The 14,490-nt window shown below is 48.4% G+C and carries 15 protein-coding genes and 1 pseudogene; 9 read left to right on the forward strand and 7 right to left on the reverse strand.

The window, feature by feature from the left end; all coding sequences use genetic code 11:
* Positions 1–122: 122 nt before the first annotated feature.
* Positions 123–2,273: a polyribonucleotide nucleotidyltransferase gene (gene pnp, locus CSQ88_RS16775; protein ID WP_099399252.1), complete on the forward strand. Its 2,151-nt coding sequence runs from the start codon at positions 123–125 to the stop codon at positions 2,271–2,273.
* A gap of 72 nt (positions 2,274–2,345) precedes the next feature.
* On the opposite strand, the gene CSQ88_RS16780 is transcribed toward pnp, so the two are convergent.
* A complete protein-coding gene (locus CSQ88_RS16780; protein ID WP_099399239.1) occupies positions 2,346–2,996 on the reverse strand; it encodes a ParA family protein in 651 nt (216 codons plus the stop codon).
* 79 nt (positions 2,997–3,075) lie between these two features.
* Between CSQ88_RS16780 and CSQ88_RS16785 the strand changes: the two genes are divergently transcribed.
* Positions 3,076–3,495: a hypothetical protein gene (locus CSQ88_RS16785; protein WP_099399240.1), complete on the forward strand. Its 420-nt coding sequence runs from the start codon at positions 3,076–3,078 to the stop codon at positions 3,493–3,495.
* 117 nt (positions 3,496–3,612) lie between these two features.
* On the opposite strand, the gene CSQ88_RS16790 is transcribed toward CSQ88_RS16785, so the two are convergent.
* The 3 genes from CSQ88_RS16790 to CSQ88_RS16800 form a co-directional block, all read right to left on the reverse strand.
* Positions 3,613–5,409, reverse strand: a complete 1,797-nt coding sequence (locus tag CSQ88_RS16790; RefSeq protein WP_180273698.1) for a methyl-accepting chemotaxis protein — start codon at positions 5,407–5,409, stop codon at positions 3,613–3,615.
* Positions 5,410–5,608: 199 nt separating this feature from the next.
* Positions 5,609–6,022 carry a hypothetical protein gene (locus CSQ88_RS16795; RefSeq protein ID WP_099399242.1) on the reverse strand — a complete coding sequence of 138 codons (414 nt, stop codon included), beginning with the start codon at positions 6,020–6,022 and terminating at the stop codon, positions 5,609–5,611.
* Positions 5,994–6,443 carry a thioesterase family protein gene (locus CSQ88_RS16800; protein ID WP_218963130.1) on the reverse strand — a complete coding sequence of 150 codons (450 nt, stop codon included), beginning with the start codon at positions 6,441–6,443 and terminating at the stop codon, positions 5,994–5,996. Before CSQ88_RS16800 ends, CSQ88_RS16795 begins: the two co-directional genes overlap by 29 nt.
* Positions 6,444–6,584: 141 nt before the next feature.
* On the opposite strand from CSQ88_RS16800, the gene CSQ88_RS16805 reads away from it, so the two are divergent.
* Together CSQ88_RS16805 and CSQ88_RS16810 are read left to right on the forward strand one after the other, a co-directional pair.
* Positions 6,585–7,040, forward strand: a complete 456-nt coding sequence (locus CSQ88_RS16805) for a universal stress protein (RefSeq protein ID WP_099399244.1) — start codon at positions 6,585–6,587, stop codon at positions 7,038–7,040.
* Positions 7,030–7,887, forward strand: a complete 858-nt coding sequence (locus CSQ88_RS16810; protein WP_099399245.1) for a radical SAM protein — start codon at positions 7,030–7,032, stop codon at positions 7,885–7,887. The genes CSQ88_RS16805 and CSQ88_RS16810 overlap by 11 nt, the downstream gene beginning before the upstream one ends.
* Here CSQ88_RS16810 and CSQ88_RS16815 read toward each other — a convergent pair.
* Positions 7,876–8,202, reverse strand: a complete 327-nt coding sequence (locus CSQ88_RS16815) for a DNA-binding transcriptional regulator (protein ID WP_099399246.1) — start codon at positions 8,200–8,202, stop codon at positions 7,876–7,878. The genes CSQ88_RS16810 and CSQ88_RS16815 overlap by 12 nt on opposite strands.
* Positions 8,203–8,877: 675 nt before the next feature.
* On the opposite strand from CSQ88_RS16815, the gene CSQ88_RS16820 reads away from it, so the two are divergent.
* Together CSQ88_RS16820 and CSQ88_RS16825 are read left to right on the forward strand one after the other, a co-directional pair.
* Complete coding sequence (locus CSQ88_RS16820; RefSeq protein ID WP_099399247.1) at positions 8,878–9,177, forward strand: transporter substrate-binding domain-containing protein; 300 nt, start codon at positions 8,878–8,880, stop codon at positions 9,175–9,177.
* 60 nt (positions 9,178–9,237) lie between these two features.
* Positions 9,238–9,543, forward strand: a complete 306-nt coding sequence (locus CSQ88_RS16825) for a hypothetical protein (RefSeq protein ID WP_143449503.1) — start codon at positions 9,238–9,240, stop codon at positions 9,541–9,543.
* Here CSQ88_RS16825 and CSQ88_RS16830 read toward each other — a convergent pair.
* The gene (locus tag CSQ88_RS16830; RefSeq protein WP_180273699.1) at positions 9,540–10,229 is read right to left on the reverse strand and encodes a ComF family protein; all 690 of its coding nucleotides are present in this window, start codon (positions 10,227–10,229) and stop codon (positions 9,540–9,542) included. The two genes, CSQ88_RS16825 and CSQ88_RS16830, sit on opposite strands and share 4 nt — an antisense overlap.
* Positions 10,230–10,337: 108 nt before the next feature.
* Here CSQ88_RS16830 and bioB point away from each other — a divergent pair, with 108 nt between their 5' ends.
* A complete protein-coding gene (bioB, locus tag CSQ88_RS16835) occupies positions 10,338–11,330 on the forward strand; it encodes a biotin synthase BioB (RefSeq protein WP_099399253.1) in 993 nt (330 codons plus the stop codon).
* Between the two features lie 219 nt (positions 11,331–11,549).
* On the opposite strand, the gene ggt is transcribed toward bioB, so the two are convergent.
* A complete protein-coding gene (gene ggt, locus CSQ88_RS16840) occupies positions 11,550–13,283 on the reverse strand; it encodes a gamma-glutamyltransferase (RefSeq protein WP_099399250.1) in 1,734 nt (577 codons plus the stop codon).
* 159 nt (positions 13,284–13,442) lie between these two features.
* Here ggt and CSQ88_RS16845 point away from each other — a divergent pair.
* Positions 13,443–14,084, forward strand: a pseudogene (locus CSQ88_RS16845) (oxidoreductase); the annotation flags it as partial.
* The gene (locus CSQ88_RS16850) at positions 14,085–14,402 is read left to right on the forward strand and encodes a hypothetical protein (protein ID WP_218963131.1); all 318 of its coding nucleotides are present in this window, start codon (positions 14,085–14,087) and stop codon (positions 14,400–14,402) included.
* The last annotated feature ends 88 nt before the right edge of the window (positions 14,403–14,490 follow it).

A 14,490-nucleotide genomic window follows, 5' to 3' on the forward strand; every position in this document is an offset into this window, starting at 1 on the left:
AAGTCCCAGTGTTTTTTACTGAGCCTATTGGTTGTGCCGAAGCCGGCAGCAAGTCAGTCAAGCTGCAGCGGAAACCGATCACGCCTTGGACTGGAGGCGTTAGTGTGAAAAAAGGAAAGTCAGTGTTCAATAAAATTGTGAAATCATTCCCGTACGGTAAGCATAATGTCACCATGGAAATCGGTGAAATTGCCCGTCAGGCTAGTGGTGCCGTTCTGATTAATATGGACGATACCGTTGTTCTCGTGACGGTTGTAGCCGCACGTGACGTTAAGCCGGGTCAGGATTTCTTTCCGCTGACCGTTGATTACCAAGAGCGTACTTACGCTGCTGGTCGCATCCCAGGTGGTTTCTTTAAACGCGAAGGCCGTCCTTCCGAAAAAGAAATTTTAACTTGTCGTCTGATTGACCGTCCGATTCGTCCCCTGTTCCCTGAAGGTTTTTATAACGACATCCAGATTATTGCGACCGTGATGTCGGTTAATCCTGAAGTTGATCCAGATATCGTTGCGATGCTGGGTGCTTCTGCTGCCCTGTCGATCTCTGGTGTGCCATTTGATGGCCCGATCGGCGCTGCACGCGTGGCTTATATCAACGGTGAATACGTACTTTGCCCAACCTTATCTGAGCTGAAAACCAGCCAGATGGATCTGGTGGTTGCAGGTACTTCACAAGCTGTGCTGATGGTTGAATCTGAAGCTGATGAATTGTCTGAATCCATCATGCTGGGCGCGGTAGTATTTGGTCACGAGCAAATGCAAGTGGCGATCAATGCCATTAATGAGCTGGCAGATGAAGCGAATCCAGAATTGTTTGTATGGGATGAGCCTGTTGCCAATGAAGTACTGATTGCACAAGTTCGCGCTGTTGCAGCTGCGGGCCTGTCAGAAGCATTCAAATTGCGTCAGAAGCAATTGCGTACTATCAAAATCAATGAAACATGGGCATTGGTTAAAGCGGCACTGATTACCGAAGAAACCGGTACTCTGGCTGCTAATGAAATCAAAGGCATTTTCAAAGGTCTGGAAGCTGAAATCGTTCGCGGTCAGATTCTGGATGGCTACCCGCGTATTGATGGCCGTGATACACGCACAGTTCGCCCTATTACGATTCGTACTGGCGTATTGCCACGTACACACGGCTCCGTATTGTTTACCCGTGGTGAAACACAAGCGATTGCAGTAGCTACGCTGGGTACAAAGCTTGACGAGCAAAAAATTGATGCATTGGCTGGTGCTTACACAGATCGCTTTATGCTGCATTACAACTTCCCACCGTACTCGACTGGTGAAACAGGCCGTGTAGGTACACCAAAGCGTCGTGAAATTGGTCACGGTCGTCTGGCTAAGCGTGCACTGGCTGCGATGCTGCCGTCGGTTGAAGACTTTGGCTACTCGATGCGTGTTGTTTCGGAAATCACCGAATCAAACGGCTCAAGCTCAATGGCTTCTGTTTGTGGTGGTTGTCTGGCGCTGATGGATGCGGGCGTTCCGATGAAAAACCACGTAGCGGGTATCGCTATGGGTTTGATTAAGGAAGGCAATCGCTTTGCCGTATTGTCCGATATTCTGGGTGATGAAGATCATCTTGGCGATATGGACTTTAAAGTGGCAGGTACTGAAAACGGTATCACTGCGCTGCAAATGGACATCAAGATCAACGGTATCACTAAAGAGATCATGAAAGTGGCTCTGGATCAGGCGCAAGAAGGCCGTGTGCATATCCTTGGTATCATGAAAGGCACAATGGAAGGCGCGCGCACAGAAGTGAGCGAGCATGCTCCACGCCTTTACACCATGAAAATCAATCCGGAAAAAATCCGTGATGTGATCGGTAAGGGTGGTTCGGTGATTCGTGCACTGACAGAAGAAACCGGCACTCAGATTGATATCCAGGAAGATGGCACCATCACTATTGCCTCGATCTCTGCTGAAGGCGCGGATGAAGCCAAACGCCGCATCGCTGATATCACCGCTGAAGTTGAAATTGGCAAGATCTACGAAGGTCCGGTTGTTAAGATTCTGGACAACAACGTAGGCGCGATTGTGTCGATCATGCCGGGTAAAGATGGCCTAGTACACATCAGCCAGATTGCAAATGAGCGCATCAAAAACGTGGGCGACTACCTGAAAGAAGGCCAGGTTGTGCGCGTTAAAGTGATCGAGCAAGACGAGCGTGGCCGTATCCGCTTGTCGATTAAAGCAGTAACAAACGAAGAAACACCAGTGGCTGCTGAAGCTGCTGTTGCACCGGTTGAAGCCGCAGCGGAATAATTGCTGAGTTTTAGCTGATAAAAATGCCGGCCTGAAAAGGCCGGCATTTTTTTGCCCTTAAGGGGCATATTATCAGCTTACAAGCCGCTGTTGGCGCTTATTGCTGACCAGCCAATCAAGCAGGGGTTGCCATTGCATGCGGTCTTGTTTGGTGCGGGATGCAGGAAGGTCAAAAAGAGTCAGCCCGCGCTGAATGCTTTGCACATAGAGCTGTGTTTCCCGGATGCAAGTGAGCAGGGGCAGATCATATTGTTTTAAAAAATCGGTAAGCTGCTGGGCCGATTGGGTACGCGGGTTCACTCTCATTCCCACTACTGCAACAGAGATTTCTTCGCGGCGTATGGCTTTTACTTCCGCGAGTTCTTCAAAAAAGGCAGCACTGGCCCACATATCAAAAGCAGAGGGTAAAACAGGGATCACCACATGATCAACACGCATCAGCGCCTGTTTCAGACGCTTGCCGTGCAAGCCTGCCGGCGAATCCAGCACTGCAATACCCGTGCCTTTGGGGGGTCTTGCTTTTTGGTCTTCATCCAAATCCCATCCCAGAATTTGCGGAGACTCAAGAGGGCGCAGCGACAGCCAGTGGCGGCTGGATTGCTGGCTGTCAATATCCCCCAGCATGACTGTTTCTTCCTGCCATGCAAACCATGCGGCCAAATGAGTTGAGAGGGTGGATTTGCCGCTGCCACCTTTGGGATTTGCAATAAGTATGCTGCGCATAATGACCTGAGTGTGAATTCAACGGTTTATATTGTTTATATAGTTTATACTGATTTTACCTTATATGGGAGTGCGTGCTATGGCTTCAAGTAAAGTTAAAGAAATAACTGAAGAAGTTATTGTAGAGCAAGAGAAACTTGCAGTAAGAAATGCGCCAGCAAGCCGCAGAAGAACAAAACAAGTTTTGCCAGAGCTTGCGCAAGTGGTGCTTGTAGCAGAGTTGCCTGCGGAGCCTGTATCACAGGTACATAAAAAAACAAAGCTTACTAAGGTGAAAAAACCTAAGTTAGTGCGTGATAGCTTTACGATTCCCGAGGCTGAATATATTCAGCTGGCAGCGCTGAAGCAGCGTTGCCTTGATGCGGGTCTTGCTGTTAAAAAAAGTGAGCTGCTGCGGGCAGGGTTACAAGCTTTGGTGTCGATGCCTGATGAGTACCTGGTAAAGCAATTTGATTCGATAGAAAAGCTTAAAACAGGAAGGCCCTCTAAGGCCGGGTAAGTGCATATTGCAGCAGATAGCCGTTTAATCCAGCGGCATTCAATCAGCAGAGACGCGTTTTCATGTGTTGGTTTGCCATGCAGGAAGGCAAACCAGCTGCACTTCTTTGATGTGGTTTTAGCTCTTAGTCATTGTACTGGCGTCAAAGCCTAGGCGCAGTCCGCCCCAGTGCTGGCCATTAATATGAATGGGTAAATCTAATTCCGTTAAAATTTCACCCGTGTCACGCACATAGGTTTGTAAAAAGAAGCGTTGTACATTTCGCGCTGCACGCAAACTCACGGCATCGTTAAATATTCGCTGATCGCGGCTGTTGACTAAATCGGTTTCCAAATCACCACTCATTGCTTTAGAGCACCAGCTGTTATGCGTGGGAGCATAGCCATTTTGATCAACAGCCAGTGAAAACTTTCCGCCTGGCGTGCTTTTGACCAGCTGATCATAGAGCGCCTGAATCTCATTATTAAATAATGCGCTGTAACTGGTTTTAAATTTAGCCGGGTTGGTATTGGGAATAGCCTGATATCGCTGATCAAAAACATCAACACCGCGCTCTTTTAATGCCGCAATATGTTTTGCAATTTGGTCTCTGAATTGCGCGGCGCGTTGAATTGTGGCATCCAGCTCACCTTTGCCAACCGTAAAGCTGCCAATTAATGATTGAACACGTTCGGCAGCCTGCGCCAGATCTTGTGATGAGCTGGCAGAATGGCCCATCCGCTCATTCACAGAAAGAGAAAGCTTATGAATTTCGGTTACATTTGAATTGACCAGCTCATTTGCTGAGGTAAACAGCTCCAGTGTGTTTGCAATATCAACGAGTGTGACCGAAGTTTGTTCGAAATCCGCCATCATATTTGAAAATTGCAAAGATGCATTGATCACAACGTCTTTAGTGCTGTTTGCATCCTGATTAATCATTTCTGTTTCATTCAGTGTTTCAGCAACCTGATCCAGCATATTGTCGATATTGTGCGAAATATCTTCAGTGGCAATGCGTACTTTTTCTGAGAGTTTACGCACTTCATCCGCAACTACTGCAAATCCACGCCCTTGTTCACCTGCTCTGGCGGCTTCAATCGCGGCATTCAGTGCCAGTAAATTAGTCTGGTTTGCAATTTCTTTGATCAGGCCAACAATTGATTTAATGCTGGCAGAGCGCTGATTTAAATTATCAACAGTCTGGCTGAAAAGCGCCAGGCGTTGGGTAATGGTACTGATTTTTTCGCTGACGTCTTGTAATTCAGCAAAGGATAAGCGTGCGGATTGTAAATTATCAGATGTGGTTTTTGATATATGCTGGGTTCGGTCGGTGATTTGGTTAATGCCGGTGGTGGTTGAATTACTTGCTTCGCAAACCATTTGAGCCAACTGGTCTTGTTGTTGGGTTGCAACGGATGAATCTTTAATGTTTTTCATCGATTTTGCCGCTTCCAGCGCAATGCCTACGGTCATGGCCTGTACATTAGCGATGATGTCACGCTGCTTGGCCAGAAATAAATTGCAGCTGCGTGCCAATTGGCTGACTTCATCATGAGTAATGGCTGGGATATCTTTGGATAAATCGCCTTCACCACTGGCGGCATCACGAAATACACTGGCAATTAAATTTATTGGCCGTGTAATCCAGTATTTCAGATAGGTGATTTGAATAAGGGCCAGGATGGTGGCTGCAAACAGGCTGAACCAGCACCAGAATTGAATCTTAATAATAATGCTGAGCAGCTTTTCACTGTCTGCAGCAGCAAGGTGCAGTGCCTGGCTCAGCTGGCGCATACTGTCTTCGGCCGAGTAACTGGCGATCAGTATGATCAGAGGGAAGGCAAGAAAAAGCAGAATAAAGGCAAATTTTCTGGCCAGCGTGGGGAGTAATGCTTTTTCCAGCGAAATGTGGATTTGCTTGATCCATTCCATCTTTTTTTCTCCATGTTTCATCAGAAACAAAGGGCATTTTCTTGTTTTTATTATTCTTTTGTCATCCCGGCGTACGGGCTGAAATTACTCTGTATTCACAAAAAAATATTTAATGCATATAAAGCAAAATATGCCTGAAAGAAGGGGGCTTCTTTCAGGCCTGTACTCAATAGGGGCTTATTTTATTTAACCTTGCAGCCTATGATTCAAAGGCAGATTGCAATGAATCAAGTGTAAGGTGCCAGTGATTGAGCATATGGCCAAATACAGCAAGCTCAGCATCATTGATAATCTGATCCGATTTGGATAAATCAAGCGCCATAGCTGCAACATGTAAACGTTTTTTGGGATCACTCACATTATCTAAAATAAGATCAATTCGCTCACGGTTAATCAGACTGATTCGGCCATCTTCATCTGCTTCATCAGATATGTCATTACAGTAATCTTGTAAAACCTGAATAAAACCTTTGCGGCTGATGCCAATGGCTTCATAAACATGTAAGTGCTCTAATTCTTCTAGCTCTTCCGGATTAAAATTGCCATCACAGACCATTTGCATGACTAAAACCCGAGCCATTGCTTCAGGGCTGTTGTTTGCGTATTTTTTCATGTTTTTCCCTTATTGCATTGATTGCCTGTTCAAATGATGCAGGCATGGATGCTCGTTTATGTGTTGTGTGATAATCAAAAAAAACAATCGATGTTTTGGCAAGTGCAATTTCAGTCTGATCAGTCACATTGCTGACCCGGTAATACAAATCAAAACCAACACGGTTGAGTTGATCCACCCGAAGTGCAATATTGAGCTGATCAGCTAAAAAGGCTTCATGCCGAAATTGAATTTCAACATCCGCCAATATAATTCCAGGCGTTGTTGCATTGCCTAATTCTGTATAGTTTAAATAGGCCAGAAAACGTACCCTTGCTTCGTGAAGCATACCAAGTAATGCCTGATTTGCAAGATGATTACCATAATTAAGATCAGTCACCCGTACATTAAGCTGAGTTTCAAAATCTGCGCCTTCTGGCAAAGTAAGTTTAAGTCTGGGCATTATTAAACGGGCGGTTAAATATATGCTAACGAGTGTATGCTGAAGCTTTATGCAAGGCAACCGTGGCTTGCTGTTAAACTAATCAGGTATATCCGTATCTTTTAATTAAGGAGACTGATCATGTACCAACGTATTTTAGTACCCGTAGATAATAGTGATACCAGTGCTGCAGCGATTGTAGAGGGGCGTCGTTTTGCCGGGGATCAGAAAGCAAAAGTGAAATTGATCCATGTTGTTGATTTGGCTCAGTTTGCATGGAGCGCAAATGAATTTCTGGATGTACCGCAATTGCAAAATGCCCTGCGTCAATCAGGCGAGAAATTACTGGCCGAGCTTGCAGAAGGATTAAGGGCGGATGGTCTTGATGTGGAAACCAGTTTGCTGGAATCCTGGGGCGGCAATTTAGCACTGGCTATTGTGAATGAAGCAAGCAGCTGGTCGGCAGATTTAATTGTGATGGGTACACATGGCTATGGCGGGCTGACTCATTTATTAATGGGAAGCGTGGCCGAAGGCGTTGTACATGCCACACCTGTGCCAGTGTTATTAGTGAGAGCGAAGGCGAATGACAAGTAAGACCGTTTTGCAAGTGGTTGACCACAGCCGGGATAGCGCCGGCTGTGTTTATGTGTATCCCGTTGTTTCGCGGCGTGCAGGCGGTGTTTCTGTCGGGATTAATCTCAACCCGAATAACGCCTGCAACTGGCGCTGCGTGTACTGCCAGGTGCCGGATTTAAAGCGGGGTGGCGCGCCTGAGCTGGATTTGGATTTAATGGAGGCTGAGCTGCGCCATCTGCTGCACGATATTGTGCAGGGTGATTTTATGCAGACCCGTGTCCCGCCTGAGGCCAGACGCTTGAATGATGTCGCGTTTTCCGGAAATGGCGAGCCCACAAGCAGCTTGCAGTTTTTGGCCTGCGCAGAGCGGGTAATCGCGGTTCTTCGTGATTTTAATCTGACCGGCAAAATTAAGCTGGTGCTGATTACCAATGGCAGCCAGCTGGACCGCAAGCAAGTGCAGGAAGCGCTGAGTCTGATGAGTGCGTCAGGTGGCGAGGTGTGGTTTAAGCTGGATCGTGCGCCGGAAGACGGGTTTTCGTTGGTAAACCAGATTTCGCATAAGCGCACGCAAGTTGCGCGGCGTTTAATGCTGGTAGCCAGACACTGTCCGACATGGATTCAAACCTGTATGTTTGAAATGGACGGCGCTTTGCCGGATGAGGCGCAATTACAAGGCTATCTGGATTTTTTGCAGGAAAGTATCGCTGCGGGCGTAAAAATAGAAGGTGTGTTGCTCTATGGATTGGCGCGGCCTTCAATGCAGGCAGAAGCAGGCCGCTTGGCCGCAGCACCTGCAATATGGATGCAGGAATTAGCCCAGCGGATCACTGGGCTTGGGCTGGAAGTGAAATTAAGCCTGTAGGTGGCTTGAAGCAGACTGCTGACGCGGTTTTTCCTCGCTGTGAGCTTGTGCCGCCGCACGCAGTGTGTTGTACAGCTCTACGCGTTCTTCGCGCAGGTGCTGAATGATTTGGTAGTCTTCGCGATTGATGCGTTCTAAATCGATTTGCTCAACATGAACAACGCGCAACAGCTCACGAACCGGACGTGGCATATTGCGGCCGCTTTCGTAGCGTGAGCCGCCACTTTGCGTTACGCCGATTTTGCTCCAGAATTCTTGCTGGTTCATGCCAAGCTGCTGACGAACTTCACGTGGGTTAATGATCTGGTTTTGCATGGTTTTTCCTCTTTGTGGCGCATGTGCTGTCAGGGCGCACCTGCAGCCTCATGTCATCTGAATGTTGACGTCATTTTAACGATCAAATCCATAATGCACATGTCACTATTACACGATTAAGCCTGTAACAATTTACGCAAATGCAAGGGAACTTATTGTTGTCTATTTAAAGAACAATCGCTAAGTAAGTGTTTATTTTGAATAAAACGCTCAAATGAAAATTATTTATATTTTAATCGCTTGCTTAATTTAGACGGCGTAAGTAGTCCTACTTATGGAAAATCTTTTCAGGTGGTTTTTAATGCGCCGGATTAAATATAAAGCAATTATTATTAGCGACAGATCAGATCTGTTTTCCTGATTATGTCTCTTGCTCCGGAACCCTTGATTTAGCTGCTTGCCCAGCATAGCTATTTCGGATGGTCAAATATGTGGGATGCCCTTATTTCATGACACTTTACTCAAGCAGAGTAATGGTCGCGAGGGTTATCGACTGAGCAAGAGACATAATCAGGTCTGTTTTTGTAAAGTAATGTGTAAATAGCCTCGGCGAGGCGGTGCTTCATTTATTTGGGCGGTGAAGTAATGAAGTTGTTGGGGCTTATACTTTTCTTAGGCTTTTCTGCAGCCGCAATACCGGTTCAGGTTTGTGGCGGAGACAGCCACTAGCCGCCGATGTCTTATCAGTTAAATAATCATGCAGGGGTGGATGGAATTTCTGCCGCCGTAATTAAATGTATTTTTAAATCTGAAAAAACACCTGGTATTGCTTTGATTCCATGGTCGCGCTGCATTCATGAGGTTGAATCACATCATCGTTTTGATGTGGCAATGTCGGTCTTTAAAACGGCGGAGCGTGATAAAAAATTCATTTTTTCAAAAAGTTATCACCGCCTTACACCTTCACATTTGTATGCCCGCAGCCGTTATAAAACACCAGCGGTAAATAGATTAACTGACTTGGCTCGTTTATAAACATGTGCTGTGCGTGGGGGCGCAACACCTTATATTCATTTGCCGGAGAATAGAATTGATTTGGGTGCCTGCGATTATCAAAGTTTATTAAAGAAAACAGACAGAAAGCGTTGTGATGTGGTGGTGGATATGCCGGAAGTTTTCCGGAGGCTGGCTAATTTGGGTTTGTTTGATTTAAAAAAGAGCGATAATCAAATTAAGCCTTTGTCAGGTACAGAAAAATACTTACTGTATATTGCCGCCAGTAAAACGCACCCTGATGGGCAGAAATTCATCAATGAAATAAATAAAGGCATAGAACAACTTTCTGCCCGGGGTGAAATGAGCCAAATTGTTCGTGCCTATCAGCGTCAGGGCGCTGTTTAAATCGCTCTGGCTAACACCCAATTATCCACGCGGGCAGCGCCTGCTTTTTTTAAACAAGCCGCCGCCGCATGCAGGCTGGAGCCTGAGGTCATCACATCATCAATAAGCACCACATGTTTTCCCTCAAGGTTATGGTGGGTATAAAACGCTTTTTGCATATTTTTATGGCGTTCTGCTTGTGACAAGCGGGCCTGATGCTCGGTATTGATACGGCGCTCCAGCAGATCAGGCCGCAGATCCAGCTGTAATTGCCGGGCAATGGGCTTTGCCAGCTCAAATGCCTGGTTATAGCCCCGCTCTGACAACCGCTTTGGGTGTAAAGGGAGGGGGATTATAAAATGGGGGCGCGGTGCGGCAGAGACTTGGTCCAGCAGCAGTTGCCCCAGCGCAGGCAGAAGCGACCAATGGCCGGAAAACTTTGCGGCAATAATTAGCTGGGTGATCGGGGCTGTGTAGGTAAAAGCTGCAAAGCTAAAATCAAATGCAGGCGGATGATTTAAGCAGGCTGCGCACAGGCCGCCATCATGGGCAGGCAGGGCACACTGAGGGCATAGCGCCTGAGTTAAATAGGGTAAGTGGCGCAGACAGTCAGGGCAAAGTGCGTTGTTTTTACAGCTGGCCGCACAAAGCACGCAGCGACAGGGTGGCGCGCAGTTGTTCAAAAAATTAAAGATAAAATTTGACAACTTGGCGCCCGATTCAGACAATCACAGCTTGATTATGCGTTTTACCTTGGAAATTGCCAGCTTCCTGTGCGGATCCAGGGCCACATTTGGATGTCTATGCCCATGACGATGCCTCAAGAAAACCAAGCCCGCCCCATTGAATTTAAACGCTTAACGCCGCATCCGGAAAGTGGTGCTTACTCTTTAGAGGCTGTTGCCGCGCTTTTTGACTTACCCTTTAACGATTTGGTTTTTCAGGCGCAGACAGTGCATCGTCAGCACTTTGATGCCAATAAGGTACAGCTTTCTACCTTGCTTTCAGTAAAAACCGGTGGCTGCTCAGAAGACTGTGGTTATTGCTCGCAATCGGCCAGATACGATACGGGCCTAGAAAAAGAAGTGCTGATGAACGCCGATGAAGTGATCGATGTGGCGCGCATTGCAAAAGAAAACGGCGCATCGCGCTTCTGTATGGGCGCAGCATGGCGCGGCCCAAAGACCAAAGATCTGGTTGAAGTTAAAAAAATGATTGCAGGTGTGAAAGCGCTGGGCTTAGAAACCTGTGCAACATTTGGCATGCTGAAAGAAGGCCAGGCTGAAGAGTTACGTGATTCAGGCTTGGATTATTACAACCATAATCTGGACACCTCGCCAGAAAATTACGCCAATATCGTGACCAGCCATAGCTATCAGGATCGCCTGGATACTTTGGGCAAAGTGCGTAAAGCGGGCTTGAATGTCTGTAGTGGCGGGATTGTGGGTTTGGGAGAAACAAGGCTGGATCGCGTTGGCCTGATTGCTCAACTGGCTAATCTGGAGCCACAGCCTGATTCGGTGCCGATTAATAATTTGGTGAAGATCGAAGGCACGCCCTTAGAAGAAGGCGAGGCGATTGATTGGACAGAATTCGTGCGTATGATTGCCGTGGCACGTATTACCATGCCTAAGTCCTTTGTGCGCCTTTCCGCAGGCCGCCAGCAAATGCCGGAAGCCATGCAGGCTTTGTGCTTTATGGCCGGGGCTAATTCTATTTTCTACGGCGATAAATTGCTGACCACAGGCAACCCTGATGTAAGCCGCGATCGTAATTTATTTGCCAAATTGAATATTCGACCGCTGTAAGTTGGGTAAAGCGCACGCGTCTTAGGCATAAAACGCGTGGGTATAAAGCTTTGCGCTAAGCATCAACGCGTTCCGTAGGATGGGTGGAGCCATGTTTTCGGCGATACCCATCAAGTTCAAAGCATCGATGGGTATCGCTCCGCTCCACCACATCCTACAAAAGCTAGCTTGATGTGCATTGTGGGCATAAACGCATGCCCACCCTCATGAGACTTTAAATCACTGCGGCTTTTGCACAATGGCGCTGCCGCCGCCATGACGCAATGGCTCGCTCACCGCTGTCGTGCTGCCGTCGTTATTAAACTGCAGACCGTTGGCGGCACCAATTTCGTCGGTTTCACTCCATTGATGTCCAAATTGCTCCAGCGCTTTTGCCTGAGGGCTGCCTGTAAATTTCAACAGCGTTTCTACCTCAGTTTTGTCGCCATTTCTTTGGCTAAGGCGGGGTGCGGCCAGCGCATCGCCCAGTGGCATGCCAAGGTCGATATGATTGACGATGGTTTGCAAAACGGTGGTGATAATGGTTGAGCCGCCTGGCGAGCCTATGCTAAATATCGGTTTGCCATTTTTAAAGGCAAGGGTAGGCGACATGCTGGAGCGCGGGCGTTTGCCTGCTTCGGGCACATTAGGGTGCGGGCCGCTGAACTCAAAGTCGGTCATTTCATTGTTCAGCAAGAATCCTTTGCCTGGCACCACAATGCCGCTGCCACCCCAGTCTTCGATGGTAAAGGTATAGGCAACGATATTGCCTTCCTTATCGCTGACTGTCAGGTGGGTGGTGTGGGCTGGCTCGGTGCTGAGGCTGGCTTTAGGGCGCAGCGGGCGGGATTGATCGTCCTGGAATAAAAACGGATCGCCTGCACTGGCTTTGCCGTGACTTTGTTTCAGATCGATCAGTTTGGCGCGCTCTGCCGCATAGGCTTTGGACAGCAGGCCGATTTTAGGCACGTCGGTATATTCCCCGTCGGCCACATAGGCGTTGCGATCAGCAAAGGCGAGCTTAGCGGCTTCCATATACAGATGCTCAACTTGCGCCTTGGGCATGGTTTTAAGATCAAAGCCTTCTAAGATATTCAGCGCTTCTGCAATAGCTATGCCGCCGGATGAAGGCATGGCCATGCCGTATAAATCCAGCCCCCGATAGGTGGAATGAATGGGCTGGCGCAGCCGTGCTTCATAGTCTTTTAAATCAGCCAGGGTCATTTGCCCCGTCATCACAGAAACGCCTGAATTTACGGGCGGCGTATTCACGGCTTGTACAATTTGCCTGGCCAGTGCCCCCTCGTAAAAGGCTTTTACACCGCCTTTGCTGATTGCGCGATAAGTGGTGGCTAAATCCGGGTTGCGAAAGCTTGTGCCGACAGGCAGGGCTTTTCCGTCTTTTAAATACAATGCTGATGTTGAGCTGAAGCGGGCAAATTTGGCTTCATTGATTTGATTAATGCGATAAAAATTAGGGCTGATTTTAAAACCGGTTTCAGCCACCTGAATGGCGGGCTGCAATACCCGCGCCATATCCATCGTGCCATAGCGCGCCAGTGCCTCATGCCAGCCGCGCACCGTGCCGGGTACACCAACAGAAATGCCGGTGGGGACCGCATCATCCCATTCCATTTCTTTGCCATTTTTTTGGTACACCTGCGGATTGAAATAGGCGGGGGCCGTTTCGCGGGAATCAATACTGATGATTTTTTTATCTTTGGCAGAATAAATCAGCATAAAGCCGCCACCGCCAATGCCGCAGCTGAATGGATCGGTCACACCCAGCGTGGCCGCTGCTGCAACGGCGGCGTCTATGGCATTGCCGCCTGCATTTAAGATGCGCATCGCGGCCTGGCTGGCAGGGTCGGAAATCGTCGCCACTGCGCCACCATAACCCGTGGCAACGGGCTGCCTGGCCCACGCAGGTGCAATCATTAAGACGATGAGTGTAGCGATGAATGGTTTATTCATTGAATCAACTCCGGCTTTAGGAGTTGACCATGCTACACAAGCCGTGATGAGTGGCGTAGTGGGGAGTTGCCGCAAGGGGGCTGCTCAGCTAAAGACGCCGTTGATTTAGAGTTAAATGCGATCCAATCGTCTTGCCGAATTGCGTAACGCTGCACTAGCGCCAGCATCTTTCCCTTATCTGAATTGCAAAAGTGCATGGTCGATAGCTGGGAAAAATGGGAAAACTTCAAAGCCATCGCCCCGCGCCCATTTGGCCACCGGCCTGTATGGCTTGGCTACGATCCGGCTTTATCCGGTGACAGCGCGGGCCTGATCGTGCTGGCCCCGCCGCTGGTGCCTGGCGGCAAGTTCCGCGTGCTGGAGAAACGCCAATGGAAGGGCATGGATTTTGCCGCGCAGGCCGAAGGCATTAAGCAGATCTGCAGCCAATACAACGTGGCTTATATCGGGATTGATACGACTGGCATTGGGCAGGGCGTTTATCAACTGGTTAAACAGTTTTACCCGGCGGCCAGAGCCATCAATTACAGCGTAGAGATGAAAGGGCGCTTAGTCATGAAGGCGCAGGACGTGATCCGCAAAGGGCGCCTGGAGTTTGACGCGGGCTGGACGGATCTTGCGGCCGCATTTATGGCGATTCAAAAAACCATGACCGCCAGCGGGCGGCAAGTCACTTACTCGGCCAGCCGCTCAGAAGAGCTTAGCCACGCCGATCTCGCATGGGCATGTATGCATGCCTTACTTAATGAGCCGCTCGAAGGCTCGACTTCTACTAATTCCAGCTTTATGGCGATCTACTAAATGAAAAAGAAACCTTACTTACCTAAACCAACCATGCTGGCCAGCGCGCCCAATCCATCGGCCAGCAGCTCAGTTGCCTTCACCTTTGGCGAGCCTTCCGCCGTGCTCGACCGCCGCGAGCTGCTGGACTTTTTAGAGTGCGTAAACAATGGCAAATGGTACGAGCCGCCGATGTCGTTCGATGGCCTGGCTAAGACTTACCGCGCCACGGTTCACCATTCCAGCCCCTTGCAGGTAAAGCGCAATATCCTGCTCAAAACCTTTATTCCGCAACCGCTGTCGGTAATTGTCAAACCAGTTGTCGCCTTAATCGTTTAATATTTATGCCGTTCTTTGCTCTGCTTTTTTCCTTACAGCACCCGTCTCCGCTTCCGGTGATTTTTCTGGATTGAGGTGGACGATATTC

The organism is Iodobacter sp. BJB302 (genome assembly GCF_002735645.1).
In the GTDB taxonomy this organism is placed as follows: domain Bacteria; phylum Pseudomonadota; class Gammaproteobacteria; order Burkholderiales; family Chitinibacteraceae; genus Iodobacter.